Raw genomic sequence first — 19839 nt, forward strand, 5'->3', positions numbered from 1 at the left:
CGCCACGTCCATCAGCGTTGCCCGACGGCACGCAACATTGGTGATGGACGGTGCCGCAGCCGACCATCAATTACCGTGCTCGCGCATCCATCGAATCTCGTGCTCACGCACACCCAACGCGACGTCGACATGTTGCCGGAGGTCATGCGAACCTGGGTCGAGCCACCGGGCGAAGCCGATGGGACGTTGCTCAGATACTCGATACCCGCGTCGGCCACACCATACAGCGTGACGCTCGATTGAGCGAATGCGGTTGTAGCGAACAGACCGAGGGATGCGACGGCAATGCGACTAATCTTCATGGATTCTCCTCATTAAGACCCGAAATTAATTTGGTGGGGGCGAGTATAGAAATCTGCAGATGACGGTCAGATTGCGAAGTAATTACGTGGGGTCACTTCGTCGCGTGATGACGACAAGGTGGAACGTACCGGGGTTATGTGGATTGACATGGCTTTCGCGCGGACGCGTCAACCTGTGTGCGCGCGAACATTGCGGGCCGGTAATGGGAAACTCACGAAAAGAGGTCGCTTCTCTCGAAGCAAGATCGACTGCCTTTGCAATACGCTGCGGGTTCCGATCTAGTTGGAGAGTAAGGATGGACACGCCATACGTCGCAAAATGGGCGCGTAGCGAAGACAGCGTTCATGAGCAAGCGCTGCGACTTCGCACACGGAGGTTCGAGCTGCTGTCTGCAAATATTGCAAATGCGGATACGCCGAACTACAAGGCGCGCGATATCGACTTCAGCGCCGAGTTGGATAGGGTGATGGGCAGTGGCCAGAATTTTGCGGGCATGACCATGACTTCGCCGCGACACATCGAGGCAAGCAAGCCCGCGCTGGAAGAGGATCTGATGTATCGCGTCCCCCTGCAGTCGAGTATGGACGGCAACACCGTGGAGATGGACGTCGAGCGTGTGGCGTTTGCAGAGAACGCGCTGCGGATGCGGTTCTCCATTCAAAAGACTGCCGACGAGTACAAGGACATGCTCAAGCTCTACCAGGACATGCGGCCCTAGCGGGGAAACCGCGACTACTGGCAGGGCGGCTTGGGTGCGGCGACAGCGCTGGACGCGTCTCTGGAAGACGGCTCCGGTGTGCTCGCTGCGGATTCCTGCTTCGACGGATGTTTGGCTGTGCGATGTCGCGGGTTGGCCGCCCAGGCAACCCGTTGGTCGCGGGAGGCGTATCCCGTGTCTGAATGTCCAATGGCGAGGGTGTGCCACTGGGTCGGCTTCTCGCTGAGTCGATCACCGGTCGCAGGAGCCGGCAAAGCGTAGGCCAGCAAGGCAGAGCATGCGACGGCGCTAATCATCTGTATGGTTCCTGGACGGATGACATGAGGATCCTGTCATCCGCAAGATAGTACGCTCAGATTGCGGGCACATTACCAACGCATTACGGCGGGGCATTGGGGCGCTGACTCGTTGAGCTTTGTTGTTGCAATGCGGGGCACACTAGTTGCTAATAGTGTGCAACGGCGTGAATGCCGATTCAGACTGACTGGAGCCCGCGACAATGACCGAAAAGCTGCGCCTGGACATTCCTGTCTTGCTTCCTGGCCTTCCCGATTCCTCTGATCCCTGTGTAGAACGGTTGCTGTCCGAACTGAGAGGGAAAGAGGGCGTCGAGGCGGCGCATATAAAAACTGCAAATGTTGATAGCGATTCACAGATATGTGTCCACTACGATCCCGCAGCGATTTCCCTTGCCCGCATCCGGGAGCTGGTGACAAGCACGGGTGCGGTGATTTCGTCGCGGTTTGGTCATGTGCTTTGGCAATTGAAGGGCGTCTGGCACGAACGACGAGCGCGAACCGTAGCTAGCCAACTGCGGGCCTTGCCCGGCGTCATCGAGGCCGAAGTCAGCGCCTCCGGCATAGCGCGCGTCGAATTCGACAACGATCGGATCTCCGCGGCAGGGATCGAGCAGGCCCTGTCAAAACGCGGGCTCGCGCCGGTTGAGATCGGTGCCCGGAAGAGCGGTCATGCAGACCATGAACACCGCGAAGGCGTCAAGGATCATGCACATGGGGAAGGCGAGGGGCATGAGGCCCACGCACACGGCAGCGTGTTTGGCCCGAATACTGAGCTAATCTTCTCCCTGATCTGTGGGGCCTTGCTTGGTCTCGGATTTGCCGTTGGTAAGCTGTTCGGCAGCCTGCCAGCATGGATTCCGGTTGCCTTCTTTGTCGGCGCGTATTTTTTTGGTGGTTTCTATACCGTTCGGGAAGCGATAGAGAACCTCCGGCTAAAGAAGTTCGAAATCGACACACTGATGCTGGTAGCCGCCGCAGGGGCGGCGGCGTTAGGCGCTTGGGCGGAAGGCGCGCTACTTCTCTTTTTGTTCAGTCTCGGCCACGGGCTCGAACACTACGCCATGGGGCGCGCCAAGCGGGCGATCGAAGCGTTGGCGGCGCTCGCACCGGCTACAGCAAGTGTGCGGCGTGAAGGCGAGGTACGAGAGGTCCCCGTCGAGGAATTGCAGGTGGGGGATGTGGTGGTGGTTCGGCCGAACGAACGCCTCCCCGCCGATGGTTTTCTGGTAAAGGGGGCTTCCGCAGTCAATCAAGCGCCGGTTACTGGCGAAAGCATCCCGGTCGACAAGCAGCCCGTGGATGACGCCGCCGCAGCCAGGAGGAAGCCCGATGCCGTAGGGGCCGTGTCCCGCGTGTTCGCCGGAACCATCAATGGCGCCGGCGCCATTGAAGTGGAAGTGACGCGCCTTTCCACGGACAGCGCCCTGGCGAAAGTCGTCAAGATGGTCAACGAGGCCGAAGCGCAAAAGTCACCGAGCCAGCGGTTCACTGAGAAGTTCGAACGGATCTTTGTTCCTGCAGTGCTTGTGCTGGCGGTATTGCTGCTGTTTGCAGGGCTAGTGATCAATGAGCCGTTCAGTGCGACCTTCTACCGCGCCATGGCGGTGCTGGTTGCCGCCAGCCCATGCGCGCTCGCCATCGCGACACCGAGCGCGGTGCTGTCGGGGGTAGCGCGCGCCGCTAGAGGGGGTGTACTGATCAAGGGCGGGGCGCCGCTCGAAAACCTGGGTTCACTGAAAGCCATTGCATTCGATAAGACGGGGACGCTGACGGAGGGGCGCCCCCGTATTACCGATGTGATGGTCGCCGAAGGAGTAGCTGAAGCGGAATTGTTGAGCGTAGCGGTCGCCGTGGAGTCGCTCAGCGACCACCCGTTGGCTGCGGCCATTGCCCGCGATGGCCGCAAGCGCCTGGAAGGCAGTTCCATCCCGGAAGCGTCTCATCTCCAAAGCTTGACCGGACGCGGGGTCACGGCGACGTTGTGCGGTAAGACCGTCTGGATTGGCAAGCCTGACATGTTCGGCGCCGACGGGATTGCACCGCTTAGCGAATCGATGGCGAGCGCAGTGCAGACGCTGCGCAGCACTGGCCGCACGACAATGATCGTCAGGCAGGGAGATCGGGACCTCGGCGCCATTGGGCTGATGGACACGCCGCGCGCCTCGGCGCGCGCTGCCCTCGAGGCACTGCGCAGGCTGGGTATCACACGCATGATCATGATCTCCGGCGATCACCAGCGCGCAGCCGAAGCCGTCGCCAAGGACGTAGGTATCGATGAAGCCTGGGGCGATCTGATGCCTGAGGACAAGGTCAAAGCCATCCAGACGTTGCGCGCGGAAGCCAAAGTGGCCATGGTCGGCGACGGCGTCAACGACGCGCCGGCAATGGCCAACGCCACGGTGGGCATCGCAATGGGTGCGGCAGGTTCAGATGTGGCACTGGAAACGGCGGATGTTGCGCTGATGGCCGACGACCTCCAACACCTGCCTTTTGTGGTCGGTTTAAGCCGACATACGCGGGCCATCATCCTTCAGAACGTGTATATCAGCCTCGGCGTCGTGGCGTTCCTTCTGCCAGCCACGATCCTCGGCCTCGGTATCGGGCCCGCCGTGGCCATGCATGAGGGGTCGACGCTGATCGTCGTGTTCAATGCGCTTCGACTGCTAGCCTATCGCGACAAATCCCCATGACGGGCCCCGGCCGCAATGATGGCGATGCCAGATGCGGCGGCAGCTATGGCCGCCGACTCATTTGGCGGCATTGCCGCAACTTCCACAGAACTTTGCGTCGCGTGGGAGTAAGGTGCCGCATCGACTGCACGGCGCCGGAGCCAGTGAACTGCCGCATTGCTGGCAGAAGCGCGCGCCCTGGGCGCTCACCGTGCCGCAGTTGGGGCAGTGGACGCCGGCGGGGCTTTGTGGTGGCAAAGGATTCCCATAGCCGTAGCTGCCGCCACCATCATGATGACCTCCTCGACGACCGTGCTCACTTCCGCCGCCGTGATGACCGCCGCTGTGACGGCCCATGAGCCTTTCCAAGAAACCCATCATTCCTCCTAAGTGGATGGATCGTCGCTGCGGCCCCGTGGTGTCGGGTGCTGCGACGACTTGCGCTGCTACGCGTCAGCCAATGCCTGTAGTAAATAGTCTGTAGTGACTACAGGGTCAATGGTCGGTGGATGCGAAGAACGGAATAAGTTGAATACGAGGCTCTTTCTTTCGAAAACGTCATGATCCCGATAGTTGCTGGCCATGTCGTGAGAGCGCATGGAAGGCGGGCTGTCTATCGGCTTGGCGCAAGGGTTTCCGTGAGGATGGCATCCCGCTGAGGAGCCTCGGGGAGGCCAGGAGCTTTGCCTTCCGGGCATCCGGGTGCGTGAAAGATTGCTGCAGGCGGGGTGCCACCCCGTGTCGCTGCGGCCACCTGCCCCGGCTCAGCGGTGGGGGTGCCGGGGCCGATCGGCGCCGTATAGCTTGCCACCAGATACACCGGCCGCCGCTTGACTTCATTGAACAGACGCCCAACATATTCCCCGAGCACGCCTAGGAAAACCAGTTGCAGGCCGCCCAGCAGAAGCAGGGCGGTCATCATGGATGGGTAGCCGTGTACGGGGTCGCCGTAGAGCAGCGTCTTGCCAACGATGAAGGCGGCCATGCCAAAGGCGGGAACGGCAACAAGCAGGCCGATCGAGGTTGCAAACTTGAGCGGCACGGTGGAAAAGGCAGTGATGCCATCCACGGCAAAACGCAACAGCTTGCGGTAGTTGAACTTGGTCGTCCCGGATGCCCGCGCGTCACGCCGATACAAGACGGCCGTCTGCCGGAATCCTATCCAGGCATACAGCCCCTTCATGAAGCGGTGCTGCTCCCGGAGTTGTCCGAGTGCGGCAACGGCACGACGGCTCATGACGCGGAAGTCGCCGGTGTCGGCCGGAATCTCCGTATCGCTGAGCTTGCCCATCAGGCGGTAAAACCAGTGCGCGGTGAACTTCTTGAGGAACGATTCGCCATCCCGGGAAGTGCGCGTGGCGTACACCACGTCGAACCCCTCGCGCCATTTCTCGATCAACGACGGAATCAGTTCGGGCGGATCCTGCAGATCGGCGTCGATGATCACAACGGCGTCGCCGCTTGCCACGTCGAGGCCCGCCGTTAGCGCGGCTTCCTTGCCGAAGTTGCGACTCAGCTCGACAATGCCGACGCGCGCTTCGGCCGCCTTGAGATTGTGTGCAACCGCCAGTGATCGATCGCGGCTGCCATCGTCCACGTAGATAATCTCGTAGTCCGATGCCAATCCATCCATCACGCGGAGAAGCCGAAAGTGAAACTGTGGCAGGACAGCTTCTTCATTGAAGAGCGGTACGACGACCGAGATCTTCTCTGGCAGCAGGCTGGCGGCATTCATCGCATCGCTCCATTCATGAACGTCCAATTTGCATGGAGTACGTAGTTGACCAACATGACGAAAATTGTCGAGAGGATTTGAGCAACCAGGTAGTGAAGCCCCAATGCTAGTCCAGCCCACATCAGAAGTGAGTTAAGAAAGAACGCCAGCGCGGAAACGAGAATGAACCGTCCGAAAGTGGCGCGTTGTGGTCGGACTGGTGTGAACACCCATCGGCTGCTGATGCAGTAGTGCGTCAGAAGGCCTGCAACACTGCCGGCGGCAGACGCCGGTAGCGCTGCAACCCCGAAACCGACCAGCGTGATCAGTGTTGCGTAGTGTGTAGCGGTTGCCGTCGCCCCCGCGCCCAGAAACCGTACAAATCGTGATGGGATGTTCATGGTTTTTGCACCAGAACGTTGACGCCATGTCGTCCGATCACAGTTGTGTTGCCGCCGAGCAGCGGTCTCAGTCGATGAAACGTCTCGTGCCGCATGACCGCGAGCTTGTGACCAGGGGTCAGCCATCGCTGCGCAAAAGCTTCTTCATTAGCAATCCACTTGTCGGGCTCGACCGAGAAGCCGAGATCCAGCTCGGATCTGGCCCCGACAATGATCGGTTCTCGTTCGGCGTAAAACGCCAGACCTCGGTCAATCTGGCCCACGTTGAACAGTTGTGTGTTGTCGCGGGACGCCGCCTTGGCTTCCAAGCCAAGTGGTTTGATGGAGAGGGACCCAAACGCCCGAGACGCCATCAAGCCAGCCTGAAGGCTGGCCAGCGTCGCCAGCGAAGCGACGGCAACCGCGCAGAGCCTGTGGCCGCGCAGGGCGATCCCAAAGGCCAGGAAGCCACCGATGACCAGAATGCCCATCGTGATGGCGCCCCAGGTATGCAATGAGGCCGGATTGCTGATATTGAGCTTCAGTACCGCATTCGACATTGTCGGATGCCATAGCAGCACGGCGATGGCAACGCCGAGCACAGGCATGGCAAGAAAGCTTGCCGCCAGTGTGGGGCGGGCTGCAGTCATGGATCTGTACGCGAGCAAGACGGCCACCGGTGGTAAGGCGGGCAGGATATAGAGCGGCAGCTTCGAGCGCGAAATCGAAAAGAAGGCAATGACAACGACTACCCACAGCGACAGAAACAGTCGTGCGTCGAAGCCAGGCGTTGCCTGTGCGCTGCGAGAGCGGAGTGCGATAGCACGGGGAATCAAGCCCATGAACGGCAGGACGCCTGCCGCACCAACGGCCAGGAAGAACCAGAATGGCTTGTCCCGCTCGTGAACCGAGGACGAGAATCTCGCGAAGTGTTCGTGGATGAAGAAGTAATTCAGAAATTCGGGGTTGCGCTGGGACACCACGACAAACCAAGGCATGGTGATGGCCACCGCAAGCAGGCTCCAGCGCCAGAATCTCGCGCTAAAAAATGCGGAAAATTGTCGAGTGACCGCCCCGTATAGCAGCAGCGTGATTCCTGGCAGTACCAGGGCAATCAGGCCTTTGGCAAGAAATGCCAGACCGACCAACAACCAGATCAGGGGGTATAAGCGAGGTTCCCGATTCTGGTAGGCCACGGCGAAAACGAGAGCGGCACTGCCGAGCAGTGCGCCGACACCAATGTCTGTTGTTGTCAGATTCGAGCCGAGAATCCAGAGGGGAGCGCCGATGAGCACCAGCGCTGAGGCGAGGCCTATGCGCGTGTCATAGAGCGATCGCGCCGCCCACCATGCGGCGAGTGCGCCCAGCAGTCCCACAAGCGCACTCCAGATCCTTGCTGTCCACTCGGACGGCCCGAAGAGCGTATAGGCGCTGGCGGTCGCCCAATACTGCAGGGGCGGCTTGTCGAAGAACTTGATGCCGTTCAACCGCGGCGTGACCCAATCGCCGGAGACGAACATCTCGCGCGGAACCTCGGCGTAACGACCCTCGTCGGGTTCATAGAGGGGACGCACGGATAGCGTGGACATCCAGAGGACCACCGTGAGTGCGATGGTCAAAGCCATGAAAATCTGTCGCTTCAAGAGACTGCCCGTCCAGGTGTGCGGTGGCCACTGCTACCGCGCTTGGTCAAATGCTCTCAGGGCGCAACGACATAGATGCCGGATGTGGTTCGTCGCCGTCGTGATGTTGGATCATGGAGCAGTTCACGCGGCGCCGCTTGACGCCCCACGAGCCGAGGATGCGATTCACGCGGGAGTCCGAAGGATGGCGACTTGGCCAGCAGAGAGCGAACAGCGGGATTCTAGGGCGCTCACCTGTCGGGGGGATTACGAGATGATGACGGCGCAGTCCGCCGTCGAGTGCTTTGCGGCAGAAGAAGTTGCCTGACGAAGCGTCAGCGTTAGCTCATGGTAACCCAAGTGCTTCGGAGAACGGGCGTCGGGTTCGATGCGTTGGTGCGTAACCATTCGGCAATGTCGCCGCAATGTTCTGCATAGTAAACTTGACGCCCCGCAGTTGTCAGCGGGCCTCATCACCCTTAGTGCTCAAGCCTAGGAAGTCGCTTTCCATCAGATGTTCTTAGGCGCAGCCTCTTTCGAAGGTGCTTGTCTTTCGCGCTGCGCTTAGATCCGGGGTGTTCGTTGTCAACCCCAAAAAGTCGCAAGGACTTCGCTGCTATGCGGTCGAGACTGACGGCACTTCTGATGGCAATCTCGACCTATCAGGCGTGGGATTTCTACCACATTGCAACGCGAACACCGGACGCTCATGTCGTCGCCGACGCAGTCGCGTAGGTAGTGGGCGGCCTCGCGATCCTTTGGTTCGTGATTCGAAAACGGTGTCGTCGTGTCAGCCCAAACCGACCTGTTTCTGAGGCGCTACCTGGCGCAGCCAAGGTACGAGGGCAGGTGATGGCGGAACGAAACGAGGTGGCAATTCAGGCGACGCGGCAGTTGTTGCAGTCGATGCTGCTGCAGTTCGAGCGCTGGAAATATACGCCATCGGAAACGGAAGTGGCGATGCTTCTCATAAAAGGGTTGACCCTTGAAGAGTGCGCTCACTCGCTAGCGTGGCATGATGTGACGGTGCGGACAATTGCCGCGGGCGTATTCGCCAAGGCGAACCTCAGCAATCGCCATCAATTTGCCGCCTACTTTTTCGGTGATCTGTTGGTTGAGCCGATCGAGCCTGCACCTCGATCAAAAACCGGTGAGTGTAGGCACGACGCCGGCATGTAAGTTGTCGCGCTTGACCTTCAAGCAAAGACCGGAACGGTAAAAATCCGATTATTGGTATCTGTGCCACAGTACGGTGCTGTGGCTGTATCTCTATTTCGATGAACAAACTTCTTCAAGCTATACACGAAAGCTTGCCGCAGTGGCTGGCAGATTGGTTCGACATTCTTGTTCCCGCTATCGAGGTCGTGCTGATTGCGGCTGGCGCATGGTTAGCAGTGCGCATCGCGCGGCGGTTGCTTAGAAAGCTGACCAATACATATTCTCTGCCAGGAAAAGTTGCGGCGCTGTCTTTGCGTGTGGTCGCGACCATCGTGTACGTAGCTGCCACGCTCTGGGCTCTGGAGCGAATGGGCGTGTCTGGAACCGTCCTGTGGACCGCATTCACGGGATTTGCCACTGTCGGGGCGGTCGCGTTTTTCGCCGCGTGGAGTGTACTCTCGAACCTGTTCTGCGCGCTCCTGATATACGTCACCGGTGCGTTCCGCATTGGGGATGTTGTGGAGCTTCTTGAGAACGGGGAAAAGCCGGGAATTAAGGGCCGTGTGCTCGACGTAAATCTCGTCTATACCACCTTACTGGAAACAACAGTCGAAGGACAAGAGGTGGTGCTGCAGCTGCCGAACAGTCTGGTGTTTCAACGTGTGCTACGAAGGTGGAAGTAACCGCAAGGGTGGCGCGGTCAGGCAAGGACGGAGACCGGCGCAAGAAGGGAAGCCCCGCTTCGCTTTTTTGAGGCCGAGCAAACTACTCAAGACCTTAAGCCGCTGGCGTCCGCGATGTCGGCGGACGCCGCAATACTGCTTGACTTCAGTGGCAGTGACGAATGCCGGTCTTGTGGTCCATATGGCAGCCTTGGCTGTCAGTCCCACCACTATGCGCCCACACGCCGCCCGACGCACAGGCCAGAACGGCCGTGAGAATGATGGTGATCCGTTTCAAGAAAGGTCTCCCTGGAGTGTTGGTTAGCGGTCTCAGTCTGCCGCAAGTTCCACACTATCATCACTGCGATTGCCAGCCCTCCCCGCCGCGGTAGGGCTGTTGCGGCTGTGTCACAACTGTCTGCGCTCGCTACGGCCAACGCACCTCAGCAACTTAACGAAAATGCTGACGGCCGCTGGCGCCCAAGTTTGTAGGTGAATCGACGCATAGCGTCCCCGCAATCCCGATGGCCTCGCCGATGGCCAGGCCATCAGGGTTCTGCGTGCTCTGCCTGCGCCGCAGCCACAGGTCACCGACGACATTGAACTGTGGCTGGCACCGCGGGCCGTGCGCGCATTGCGAGCCCACGGCATTTCCACACTGGCGGACCTGACCGTGCGCGTGCCGCGCCGGCGCCGCTGGTGGGGCGCGATCCCGGGGCTGGGGCAAGCGAGCGCGCGGCACATCGAGGCCTTCTTCCACGCCCATCCGCGGTTGACGGAGCGTGCGCGTGCCCTGATCGTCGGCGCGCCGCCAGGCGAGGTGGTCCCGTGGGAGCGGCTGAAACTGCCCGACGAGGTGGACGGCTCGCGAGGCAGCTTCCGGGCACCGCGACAGGCCTGCACGCTCGACGCATCGAACGACTACGAAGCCGTGCAGGCCTGGCTCGCCCTGCACGAAACCCAGACCACGCAGCGCGCCTATCGCAAGGAGGCGGAACGCCTGATCCTGTGGGCGATTATCGAGCGCGGTCGGGCGCTGTCGTCGCTTACGACCGAGGACGCCATCGCCTACCGCGGGTTCCTGCGGCGACCAACTCCGCGTGAGCGCTGGATCGGGCCACCGCGGGCACGCAGCGCGCCCGACTGGCGCCCCTTCGCACGGGGGCTATCGGCACGTTCGACGGCCTACGCCCTCACGGTGCTGGGCGCCATGTTCCGATGGCTGATCGAGCAGCGCTATGTATTGGCCAACCCGTTTGCCGGCATCAAAGTCCGCGGCCGCACGCGGGTCGCGCCACTCGATACCACACGTGGCTTTACTGAGGGCGAATGGCTGCTGGTGCGCACCATTGCCGATGGCCTGGAATGGTCGTACGGGTGGGACGTGCCCGCAGCGCAGCGCTTGCGCTTCATTCTCGATTTTGCCTACGCGACCGGCCTGCGGGCCAGCGAACTGGTTGGCGCGACGCTGGGCGATATCCGCACTGACGAGCGCAACGACCGCTGGCTGCACCTGGTCGGCAAAGGTGGGCGCCCGGGAAAGGTGGCGCTACCGCCACTTGCGCGAACCGCACTCGATCAGCATCTTGTACAGCGCGGACTGCCGGTGACACCAGCCCGTTGGGACCCCAGGACACCCTTGATCGCCAGCCTGGAGCAGGACAGCGTCACTAACATCACCGGCACCCGGCTGTGGATGGTAATGCGGCGCTTCTTTGGCCAGGCCGCGGACATCATCGCCGGCGACCACCCGACACTCGCCGAAAAGCTGCGCCGAGCCAGTCCCCACTGGACGCGGCATACCCACGCTACACACGCCCTCGCTCGCGGCGCGGAACTGACCACCGTGCGCGATAACCTACGCCACGCGTCGGTGGCCACCACCTCGATTTACTTGCAAAGCGACGAAGTCAAGCGGGCACACCAAATAGGTCAGGCCTTTGCCGCTCGGTAGCCGACGTCCGTGCCGACTGGCTTAGCGTGCAATATTTTCCGTTTTCTGAAGCGACCCCATAAAGTCATGCCACGGGCAAGCAGTGAACATGACGCTTCACGTCGGCGAATTCGTGAATGAAATGATCGAAGCACACTTCCTGTCTGCGCACCACGAGACGCTGGTCAAGATGGCAGACCTCTCCCAATGACAATCATGAACAAACCTATCCAACGAGTGTTCGTGGCCGGCCATCGCGGCATGGTCGGCTCAGCGATTGCGCGTGCGCTGGCCAAGCGCGATGACGTGGAACTGGTCGTCCGCACGCATGCCGAGGTCGATCTCACCGACCAGCAGGAAGTCAGCTACTTCTTCGCCACCGAAGGGATCTCGCAAGTCTATCTGGCGGCAGCGCGTGTGGGCGGTATCCACGCCAATGACACCTACCCAGCCGAGTTCATCCAGCAGAATCTGATGATTGCCGCTAACGTGATACACGAGGCCTGGCGCAACGGCGTCGAACGGCTACTGTTTCTCGGGTCAAGTTGCATCTATCCGAAGTTCGCGCCGCAACCGATCAAGGAATCCGCACTGCTGTGCGGCGAACTGGAGCCCACCGATGCGCCTTACGCCATTGCCAAGATCGCGGGCATGACGCTGTGCAAGACCTACAACCGTCAGTACGATGCGGACTTTCGCTGCGTGATGCCGACCAATCTCTATGGGCTCGGCGATAACTACCATCCCGAGAACAGCCACGTGATCCCCGCGCTGATCCGACGCTTTCACGAAGCGAAGATTGCGGATGCACCCGAGGTGACGGTATGGGGATCGGGTACGCCGATGCGCGAGTTCCTGTATACCGACGACCTGGCGCACGCTTGCTTGCACGTGATGGGCCTGTCCCGCCAGGCCTACTGGACACACGCAGGCAAGGCCGGTTTCCTGAACGTCGGTACTGGAGAGGAAGTCTCGCTCCGCCAGTTGGCGCTGCTGGTGGCGCAAGTGGTGGGCTATCAGGGCAGCATCGTGTTCGACAGCGCGCGTCCTGACGGCACGCCGCGCAAGCGCCTGGACTGCAGTGTCATCAGCGCTTCGGGCTGGCAACCGCTGGTAACGCTGGAATCCGGATTACCGCTTGCGTACCAGGATGCCATTGCAAGGGAAGCGTCTGAGCTTTCACGGGAATGGGCAGACAGTCGGCACGAACAACCATGTCCAGTAAGACGAACCGCCGCAGTCGGCTGACGCAAGACGCGGAAGTCCGTCCGTTCTCGAGCGGGGTGTTCTGGTCTGCGCGCCGATGCCAGCGAACCTGGCGTTACGAAAGCATTTGCCTTGGGTGCAACCTCAGGCCCATCGCTGACTTCAGCCCAAGGGATCAATGAAGACGAAAGTAAGGGCCACAGTCGTTTGTACACGCGGGGGCCGCATACTACTCGTTACCAAGGATGACAGCAGATGGGCTTTGCCTGGTGGGCGTCCGGGCAAAGCTGAAGTTCTTGCCAGTGCCGCAGCACGGGTGCTTTATGAAGAGACGACGCTGATCGCAAAAGGGCGTGAGTTCCTATTTCAAGTGATTGTTGCGACAACGGTGCACCACGTTTTCGTTGCGAATATCAGCAAGACCGACGCCGCCATGCCGGGCAAGGAGATCCAGCGCTGCCAGTGGTTCGCCCCATCCGAGCTGGACGAGATTGTCGTTAGCCCGACGACGCGCCACATCATTGAAGGATTCTGCATCGTACGCAATCGGTAGAGGCAAGGTGTGCGCGTCGACGCGAGAGTCCCTGCACGAAGCGCAGGATCGCGGCGCTTTCACAAATCAATCCTCCTGCTGCGACGCGATTCACCACGCCGTGTGCATGCGTTGAAACCCGCCATCCCGCCCAAACGGCGGGGTAGGAGCCGGGACAATATTCGAGGCCGACGGGAGGCGTTGATTGCAACCTGCATGACGGGAGCTTTTCTCCAGGATGATACGGAGCCACGCATGGCGCATGAATGCCGCCATGAACAAGGGCGCTCATCCGACAGGTTGCTGCGATGGCGCCAGCCGGTAACCAGTTGGACAGGTATTCGTCACCTTCGATCCTCTATCCTGATCGGTGCAGTGGCTTTTGTTAATCGGTGAATAGAGTCGTGGCAAGAGTTGGGCGATGATGGATTTGTACGGCCGGTCAATTTTTGCGGGACAAAAAGAATGCCGGACGACGAGCACGCGGGGTGGTACATGGCACTGTGCTTTCGCACCTTAGGCTAGTGGGATGGCGATGACCTTAGTATCTGTTATAACCGTCAATCTCAACAATTGCGTCGGGCTGTCAAGGACAATCGATAGCGTGTCCGCGCAGGTTCGTGACAATTTCCGTGTTGAGTTCATTATTGTCGACGGCGCCTCTACGGATGGATCCGTTGAGCTGGCAAAGCTACGGCGATCAGAAGTCGACCATTTTTTTAGTGAGCCGGATGGCGGAGTGTACGCCGCAATGAACAAAGGGTTAAACGTTGCGAGAGGAGAGTGGGCGGTATTCATGAATTCGGGGGATTGCTTCGCTTCGCCAGGCGTACTCTCTGAGATGATGCGGAGCAAGAACGAATCCTCGGCGGAGCCCTGGTTGATCTATGGTGACAATCTTGGCCGGAATGGTCTGGAGCCTGCCGCACCGTTACTGAGGCTTCGCGCCGGCGTTATTCACGCATGCCATCAAGCGATGGCATTTCGTGTTTGCGATCTGCGCTACGAGGAAAGATACAGGATCTATTCGGACCTGGATTTCGTTATTCAATATTACAAGCGATATGCGGCCGGAGCGTTCCGCTATGTTCCGATGGCGTTTTCATGCATAGAGCCAAGTGGAATCAGTGCATCGTTTCCCAGGGAGAAGCGATTGGAGAAGTTTAGAATCATCTACAATCGCCTTGGATTGAATGGTGTGATATACGCCGTGGCCGTCTCGATTTCCATGGCCGCTCGCGCAAAATTGGCAAGAAAAAAGTGACGCGTGGGCATGGATCACCAAAGGATGGTGAGTCATTTGGGGCTGAGCTTCCAGCGTTCCGCCAGAGATGCGGGCTTTGGTGCCGATCATAGCTTGTAGCCCGGCGTTCGTAGCGTTAACTGTCGATAGGTCGATACCGTGCCAGTCCCCAATCGTCTGGAGGCGTCTCGCCAAAAAAAGTGGTTGCCTAGATCGGAGCAACCGCTATGTTCCACCGGGGGAACGGCAGATCTCATGGATATCGAACCCGGCGATGCGAAGATGAGGGCCATTGGAGGAGTGGGCCGATATCGTGTCCTGTGTTCGTACAAGTCAAATCCGCGAGGCTGGCGTTTCCACTGCATTCTTGGCTGGGCTATTTCGCGATGTCTTCACCCACGCGATGCTCAATCTTTGCGCCACCGCCGTACACATCGAAGTCGGCGGCTTTAGCGCCGTCCGTGTACGGATCCCTCGGTCGATGAATCTGTCCACGCTCAGTATTGCGCGCGGTTTCTGCAATGGCGCTGCCGATACCGACGATCGAGATCGTGAGAGCGAACAGGGCCGCAGTGGTACGTTTCATGAGTTGCCTCCTGTTGAGTTCTATTCAATACGATCCGGTCCCCCTTTGGACAAGGATCGTCTGCGCGTGTGCCGGAACGCTATGAGCACAACGGTCGGGGGGCGCGATACGCCCTACCAATTCGACAATGCCAGTCTAGTCCGGCCAACCGAACCTACAGATGACCCTCCCATTACAACTGCAGAACGTTTTTGGGGTGAATTAGGCCTCGTTGCGAGGAACCGCAAATCGGCGGCGATCTTCAGCGCTTACCCATTGCGCGAGAGCGGAGTCGGACAACTGTGTCGCACATAGGTTGTACCACTGGCGAATGGCATCCGCCCAGATTCTTCTCTCAGCGGCTAGCGGCGCGAGGTGGAACCGGAGCCCCGCCGGCAATCGGGCAGGATTGCCCATCTTTGCTACCGATCGAGAATTCATCCAGAGCTCGCTGCAGGCCTTCGCGTCTGTGCGCCCACCACTCGTCTTTGCCCCGCTGCGCCAGCAAACACTGCAGATGGCCTCGCAGCGCGACGACCTTGGACCATGCGACGACAGACAGTTCTTCGTTGCTGCTACGCAGCCAGTTTGACAGCACATCGACTTCAGGGTCTCCCGTGCTTCCGAGGAGGCCTGGCATGTATGAAGCCATCGGCGAGACGGCGTCCTGGAGCCGTGATAACGGCAGAGGGTAGGGACCGCAGCCACTGGATGAGGGCGTAGGGGGGTGACGGGGAATATGGGGTGGGGCAAGCCATAAGCATGTAAACAGCAAGAAATAGGTTCTCGTCCTTCGGTCTGAGATGGGCATTACATCGGTGCCACTAGCCCGTCGGGACAGGTCACGATGCATCGTGACGCGATGCTTTAGCGTGAGCGTCTGGCATGGCTAACGCAAGGCTGACGATCTCGGTTGCGCTATTCGCGGGGCTTTCCGAGTTGTAACGGGTGGGTAAGGTGTTCGCCTGGGCTGGATGGCTAACATCGTTGGCAAGGGTTAGGCCCGAAACTCATAAGGAGAAAATCATGACATCTCAAAAGCCCTCGATCGCGTCGCTCATGCTCGGCGTCGCCGCACTTCTCGCAGCCTCCGCTGCATGGAGCGCTGACAAGCTCGAATCCACCAGCGCAGCCGGCTGGTCGCAGCAAGCCCAGATGCAAGCGGCTGCACATCATGATCATGGCGCCGGAGCGGGCCTCTCTTCGTTGTCCGCTATCAAGCCCGGCCCGCAGGCTTCGCTGTTCGGCAGCGAGGCGCCGGCGGGAAGCACCTCGCGTGTCGTCGACGTTGCGCCGGGCCTGAAGTATGTGAATGTCGATTCGGGCGAGACCGTAACCTTCAAGAGTGGGGCGAGCGAGATCACTTTCGCGTTCGGGCAGTTGGCCCGCACCAAGGCCATTGCCCTCAACGTACTCTTCCCGGAATTGCCTAACAGCCAGGGTGTCTGGGTGTACATCGAGCGGAGCGAACTGTACACCGGCCACTGACCAGGCACGGCGCTAGCCGCGCACCTGTCTGTTTTGTCATGTTTCGGTCAGGCGTGGGTCGGCAACCGTCACGTAAGCTGTATATGAACGGTTCGCTGAACCCCTACTCCTTGGAGATTACGATGAAAACGCTGAAAAAGAGTGTCCTTCTGGTGCTGGCAGTCGCCACGCTTGGTGGAGCGGCAGGGGTCGCGAACGCCGGGGTAACTTCCCTGCGCGATCCCTATACGGATGGCGGCCACTCGATGGGGGTGCGCGATCCGTTCACGGATGGTGCGCATTCGATGGGCACGCGTGACCCGTTCACCGACGGCGGACATTCCGTCGGAACCCGCGATACGTTCTCTGACGGCGCTTGATCGTCAAGGTCCTGGCTGAGACGGCACGCGCCCATGGCGCACCGAGTAAGGCTCGGTGTCCTCCATGGGCGTTGTGCATTTTGGGGCCCCGCCGGCCGTGAAGCGCGAACTACAAGGATTTGGCGATCGCCTCGATCGGCTTGATGCCCGTGCCAAAGCGCGCGATGTTCTCCCGATGCTCGCGAAGGCTGGAGTATGGGACGTATCGCATATTGAGTTCCGCGACACGGTTGAATGCCGGCCGGCTGAGTTGCGCACGGACTTCCGCTTCTCGGTTATCTGGCGCCACGAGGAATAGATGTTTGGTGGCGGATTGACTGGTGCCCAGGGCAAGATCCAGCAGCCGCACGATGCCGGAGTAGATCGATGTCGAATGCTCGACCTCGAACGCGGCGGCCACCTCAAGGGTTGCGGGATCCAGCCAGACCGCGTCGATCAGCGGGACCGTCTCACCGCCCGAGACGAGCAGCGTCGCCGGTAAGGCGGACAAACACCCAAGACTGAGGGGCTCGCCATTGTATTCGCGCCCCCGGTCGTTGGTCGCGATCCAAACCGCGTAGCCGAGCGACTTGCCGAGATCTCTTAGCCAGCCTTGGACTTCGGTATGTGTGGCATCTTCAAGTTTGCCTGCCTGGATCTGCTTGGCGAGTGCAGACGCCTGTTCCCTGACCTTGGCCAGATCGTCTTCCCACGCGCTGACCTCGCCGGGCAGATCGTTGCGTGGCGGAGCGGGATAACGCCCTGTGCCGACGTCAAATAGCAGGCCGGCCAGCGCACCCAGATCATTGGAAAGGACCTCACGATAGCGATGATTGAGCGCCAGGATGCCGTCGCGCATTGCAAGGTAGTGATCCCACTTGCCCAGCTTGACCGCCGCACCGGTCAGGGCGTTGTAGCCGTTCACGATCGCAGTATTGAACGGTGGCAGCAGGGTGGGGTGGATGAAATAGAGCAGGTTGGCGACGGCGGGACCGAGGCCTTTGATTCCCACGCCGCTCAGTCGCTGGATGGCGGTGAGCATCTCTGCCTCGGTATCACAACAATTGCACGTGTGAAGCAACCTTGCGAACGCCCGCTGGTTGTCGGCGTTCTCGTAAATATCGGGAATGCGCAGTTTTGGCTTCCAAAGAAACGCGTGATCGGCACCCTTGAAGATCTGTCGCTGTTCGGCAATCGAAGCGACAACGGTCTCCAGAGACGATCCTCGGTACGCATTGCCAAAGGTGCCTGCGTGAATTTCCTCGACGACGGCGCCGATCCCGCGCCGGATGGATCTGAAATTCTTGAGGCGTTCAGGCCAGAGGAACCAGGTTTGATAGGTGCCGTTCGGATCGGATTTCCAGCGTTCAATGAGAGTTCGGGTGGTGTCTGTCATGGCGTCACTTTTTTGCCGGGCAGTGTATCACCGCGGGCGCGGAATACTGTGCGCCAAAACGGTCTCAAGCGAACTTGACCTTCCCACGGCGGGAAGGATTATGGTGTATCGGGTAAGCGTTGTCGGGTCGTGGCTTGGAAAATTATCTGAAAGGTGACGTCATGGATTCCCACGTAGTACCGGATGCTGGTTCGAAGACCGGGCTTAACCGGCGGGCGATTGGGTGGCTTGCACTGGGGGCCGTGTTGATCGTCGTGCTCGCTTTCGCTAACTCGGGCTGGAAGCGGCTTGCGTCGAAGTTGCCTTTTGGGCTAGTGTTGCTGTGCCCGTTGATGCATTTCCATCACGCCGGGCGCCAGCGGAATTCGTCCTCGGCGAGAGGTAACGAGGCAAACGAAGAGCGCGTCGGAACACAGGAGTCGCACAATGAATGAACGTAGTCCGCTCCAGCCACACGATCACGCTGCGCACGGCGCAGCGTCGCCCGGCGATCATGACGCGCATCATGGCCATTCGCATGCCGGGCATGGTTCGCCATGCGATGGCAAGCGCGCGCCCGAGACCGACTTGAAAGATCCGGTTTGCGGGATGGCGGTATCGACGGAATCCAAATTCCGCGACGAACACGATGGCAAGCAGTATTACTTTTGCAGTAACTCCTGCCATCAGAAGTTTCTGCAGGGGCCGGCGAAGTATGCGGGGGTGACGACCTCTGATGCTGCGCCACTGGTTGCCGAACCGGAAGGGACCATCTATACGTGCCCGATGCACCCGGAGATTCGTCGGGATCATCCCGGGAACTGCCCGAAGTGCGGGATGGCCCTGGAGCCGCTGTTGCCGGATATCGAGGACGGCGAAAATCCTGAGCTGACGGATTTTCGACGCCGCTTCTGGTGGACGCTTCCGCTGACCGCAATCGTCTTTGTACTTGCGATGTTCGGATCTCGGCTGGGCTTGATGTCACCCGACACGCAAAGCTGGGTGGAGTTTGTTCTGGCGACGCCGGTCGTCCTGTGGGCGGGTTGGCCATTCTTCGAACGCTGCCTGCAATCGTTCATCAATCGTAGTCCGAACATGTGGACCCTGATTGGGCTGGGAACCGGTGCTGCCTATATTTATAGCGTGGTGGCGACGGTTGCGCCGGGCGTTTTCCCGCCCGCGTTCGCCGCGCATGGGCGTATCGGCGTGTATTTTGAAGCCGCCGCGGTCATCATCTCGCTCACCCTGCTCGGGCAGCTTCTTGAGTTGAAGGCGCGCTCGCAGACCTCCGCCGCAATCAAATCGCTGCTCGGCCTGGCACCAAAAACTGCCCGGCGCATTGGCCCCGACGGACAAGAGGAAGATGTGGCCCTGACCCACGTTCACGTGGGAGACCTGTTGCGGGTCCGGCCCGGCGAAAAAGTGCCGGCGGACGGTGTCGTTACGGAGGGTAGCAGCTCGATTGACGAATCGATGATTACGGGCGAGCCCATGCCGGTTTCCAAACGCGCGGGTGACCATGTCATTGGCGCGACGATCAACACTTCGGGCAGCCTGATCATTCGGTCGGAGAAGGTCGGTGCGCAGACCATGTTGTCGCAGATCGTCCAGATGGTTGCCCAGGCGCAGCGGTC

The 19839-nt window shown here is 60.0% G+C and carries 19 protein-coding genes and 3 pseudogenes; 14 read left to right on the forward strand and 8 right to left on the reverse strand.

The window, feature by feature from the left end:
* Nucleotides 1-113: 113 nt before the first annotated feature.
* A pseudogene (locus tag FFS21_RS29105) lies at nucleotides 114-302 on the reverse strand (porin); the annotation flags it as partial.
* A gap of 296 nt (nucleotides 303-598) precedes the next feature.
* Between FFS21_RS29105 and flgB the strand changes: the two are divergent.
* Nucleotides 599-1021 (forward strand): flagellar basal body rod protein FlgB, encoded by a 423-nt coding sequence (gene flgB, locus FFS21_RS29110; protein ID WP_008650726.1) that lies wholly within the window; start codon nucleotides 599-601, stop codon nucleotides 1019-1021.
* A gap of 499 nt (nucleotides 1022-1520) precedes the next feature.
* Nucleotides 1521-4010 carry a heavy metal translocating P-type ATPase gene (locus FFS21_RS29115; protein WP_011514822.1) on the forward strand — a complete coding sequence of 830 codons (2490 nt, stop codon included), beginning with the start codon at nucleotides 1521-1523 and terminating at the stop codon, nucleotides 4008-4010.
* A gap of 57 nt (nucleotides 4011-4067) precedes the next feature.
* Here FFS21_RS29115 and FFS21_RS29120 read toward each other — a convergent pair whose 3' ends face one another.
* From FFS21_RS29120 to FFS21_RS29135, 4 genes are all read right to left on the reverse strand, one after another.
* Nucleotides 4068-4370, reverse strand: coding sequence for a zinc ribbon domain-containing protein (locus FFS21_RS29120; RefSeq protein WP_008650724.1), 303 nt, complete (start codon nucleotides 4368-4370; stop codon nucleotides 4068-4070).
* Nucleotides 4371-4602: 232 nt separating this feature from the next.
* Nucleotides 4603-5724, reverse strand: coding sequence for a glycosyltransferase family 2 protein (locus FFS21_RS29125; protein ID WP_008650723.1), 1122 nt, complete (start codon nucleotides 5722-5724; stop codon nucleotides 4603-4605).
* Nucleotides 5721-6104, reverse strand: coding sequence for a GtrA family protein (locus tag FFS21_RS29130; RefSeq protein ID WP_008650722.1), 384 nt, complete (start codon nucleotides 6102-6104; stop codon nucleotides 5721-5723). The genes FFS21_RS29125 and FFS21_RS29130 overlap by 4 nt, the downstream gene beginning before the upstream one ends.
* Entirely contained in the window at nucleotides 6101-7708 is a 1608-nt protein-coding gene (locus FFS21_RS29135) for a glycosyltransferase family 39 protein (protein WP_008650720.1), read from the reverse strand. Before FFS21_RS29135 ends, FFS21_RS29130 begins: the two co-directional genes overlap by 4 nt.
* A gap of 849 nt (nucleotides 7709-8557) precedes the next feature.
* On the opposite strand from FFS21_RS29135, the gene FFS21_RS29140 reads away from it, so the two are divergent.
* Together FFS21_RS29140 and FFS21_RS29145 are read left to right on the forward strand one after the other, a co-directional pair.
* On the forward strand, nucleotides 8558-8884 hold the full coding sequence (locus tag FFS21_RS29140; protein WP_049768032.1) for a helix-turn-helix transcriptional regulator: 327 nt from the start codon (nucleotides 8558-8560) through the stop codon (nucleotides 8882-8884).
* 98 nt (nucleotides 8885-8982) lie between these two features.
* Nucleotides 8983-9546, forward strand: a complete 564-nt coding sequence (locus tag FFS21_RS29145; RefSeq protein WP_012435773.1) for a mechanosensitive ion channel family protein — start codon at nucleotides 8983-8985, stop codon at nucleotides 9544-9546.
* A gap of 145 nt (nucleotides 9547-9691) precedes the next feature.
* Here the strand turns inward: FFS21_RS29145 and FFS21_RS32810 are convergent, their stop codons facing one another.
* Nucleotides 9692-9769 (reverse strand): YHYH domain-containing protein, encoded by a 78-nt coding sequence (locus tag FFS21_RS32810; RefSeq protein WP_223819874.1) that lies wholly within the window; start codon nucleotides 9767-9769, stop codon nucleotides 9692-9694.
* Between the two features lie 297 nt (nucleotides 9770-10066).
* On the opposite strand from FFS21_RS32810, the pseudogene FFS21_RS29155 reads away from it, so the two are divergent.
* The 4 genes and pseudogenes from FFS21_RS29155 to FFS21_RS29170 all read left to right on the forward strand — a co-directional run.
* Nucleotides 10067-11479 (forward strand): annotated as a pseudogene (locus FFS21_RS29155) (site-specific integrase); the annotation flags it as partial.
* Between the two features lie 195 nt (nucleotides 11480-11674).
* Nucleotides 11675-12706, forward strand: a complete 1032-nt coding sequence (locus FFS21_RS29160; RefSeq protein WP_237381006.1) for a GDP-L-fucose synthase family protein — start codon at nucleotides 11675-11677, stop codon at nucleotides 12704-12706.
* Between the two features lie 136 nt (nucleotides 12707-12842).
* Nucleotides 12843-13217: an NUDIX hydrolase gene (locus FFS21_RS29165; RefSeq protein WP_137928166.1), complete on the forward strand. Its 375-nt coding sequence runs from the start codon at nucleotides 12843-12845 to the stop codon at nucleotides 13215-13217.
* A 508-nt stretch (nucleotides 13218-13725) separates the two neighbouring features.
* Nucleotides 13726-14460 carry a glycosyltransferase gene (locus FFS21_RS29170; protein WP_137928167.1) on the forward strand — a complete coding sequence of 245 codons (735 nt, stop codon included), beginning with the start codon at nucleotides 13726-13728 and terminating at the stop codon, nucleotides 14458-14460.
* A 355-nt stretch (nucleotides 14461-14815) separates the two neighbouring features.
* Here the strand turns inward: FFS21_RS29170 and FFS21_RS29175 are convergent, their stop codons facing one another.
* Nucleotides 14816-15025: a hypothetical protein gene (locus FFS21_RS29175; protein ID WP_137928168.1), complete on the reverse strand. Its 210-nt coding sequence runs from the start codon at nucleotides 15023-15025 to the stop codon at nucleotides 14816-14818.
* Nucleotides 15026-16030: 1005 nt separating this feature from the next.
* Here FFS21_RS29175 and FFS21_RS29185 point away from each other — a divergent pair.
* Together FFS21_RS29185 and FFS21_RS29190 are read left to right on the forward strand one after the other, a co-directional pair.
* Entirely contained in the window at nucleotides 16031-16492 is a 462-nt protein-coding gene (locus tag FFS21_RS29185) for a CzcE family metal-binding protein (protein ID WP_137928169.1), read from the forward strand.
* A gap of 122 nt (nucleotides 16493-16614) precedes the next feature.
* Nucleotides 16615-16851, forward strand: coding sequence for a hypothetical protein (locus tag FFS21_RS29190; RefSeq protein ID WP_137928170.1), 237 nt, complete (start codon nucleotides 16615-16617; stop codon nucleotides 16849-16851).
* A gap of 109 nt (nucleotides 16852-16960) precedes the next feature.
* Here the strand turns inward: FFS21_RS29190 and FFS21_RS29195 are convergent, their stop codons facing one another.
* Nucleotides 16961-18226: a type II restriction enzyme NmeDI-related protein gene (locus FFS21_RS29195; protein ID WP_137928171.1), complete on the reverse strand. Its 1266-nt coding sequence runs from the start codon at nucleotides 18224-18226 to the stop codon at nucleotides 16961-16963.
* 161 nt (nucleotides 18227-18387) lie between these two features.
* Between FFS21_RS29195 and FFS21_RS29200 the strand changes: the two genes are divergently transcribed.
* The 4 genes and pseudogenes from FFS21_RS29200 to FFS21_RS32980 all read left to right on the forward strand — a co-directional run.
* Nucleotides 18388-18660 carry a DUF2933 domain-containing protein gene (locus tag FFS21_RS29200; RefSeq protein ID WP_137928172.1) on the forward strand — a complete coding sequence of 91 codons (273 nt, stop codon included), beginning with the start codon at nucleotides 18388-18390 and terminating at the stop codon, nucleotides 18658-18660.
* Nucleotides 18657-18797 (forward strand): hypothetical protein, encoded by a 141-nt coding sequence (locus FFS21_RS32640; protein WP_237381005.1) that lies wholly within the window; start codon nucleotides 18657-18659, stop codon nucleotides 18795-18797. The genes FFS21_RS29200 and FFS21_RS32640 overlap by 4 nt, the downstream gene beginning before the upstream one ends.
* Before the next feature lie 17 nt (nucleotides 18798-18814).
* Nucleotides 18815-19021: pseudogene (locus FFS21_RS32975) on the forward strand (YHS domain-containing protein); the annotation flags it as partial.
* Between the two features lie 279 nt (nucleotides 19022-19300).
* On the forward strand, nucleotides 19301-19839 hold a 539-nt coding region (locus FFS21_RS32980), incomplete at its 3' end, for an HAD-IC family P-type ATPase (protein ID WP_502705208.1).

This window comes from Cupriavidus sp. 2SB (assembly GCF_005503625.1).
GTDB lineage: Bacteria > Pseudomonadota > Gammaproteobacteria > Burkholderiales > Burkholderiaceae > Cupriavidus.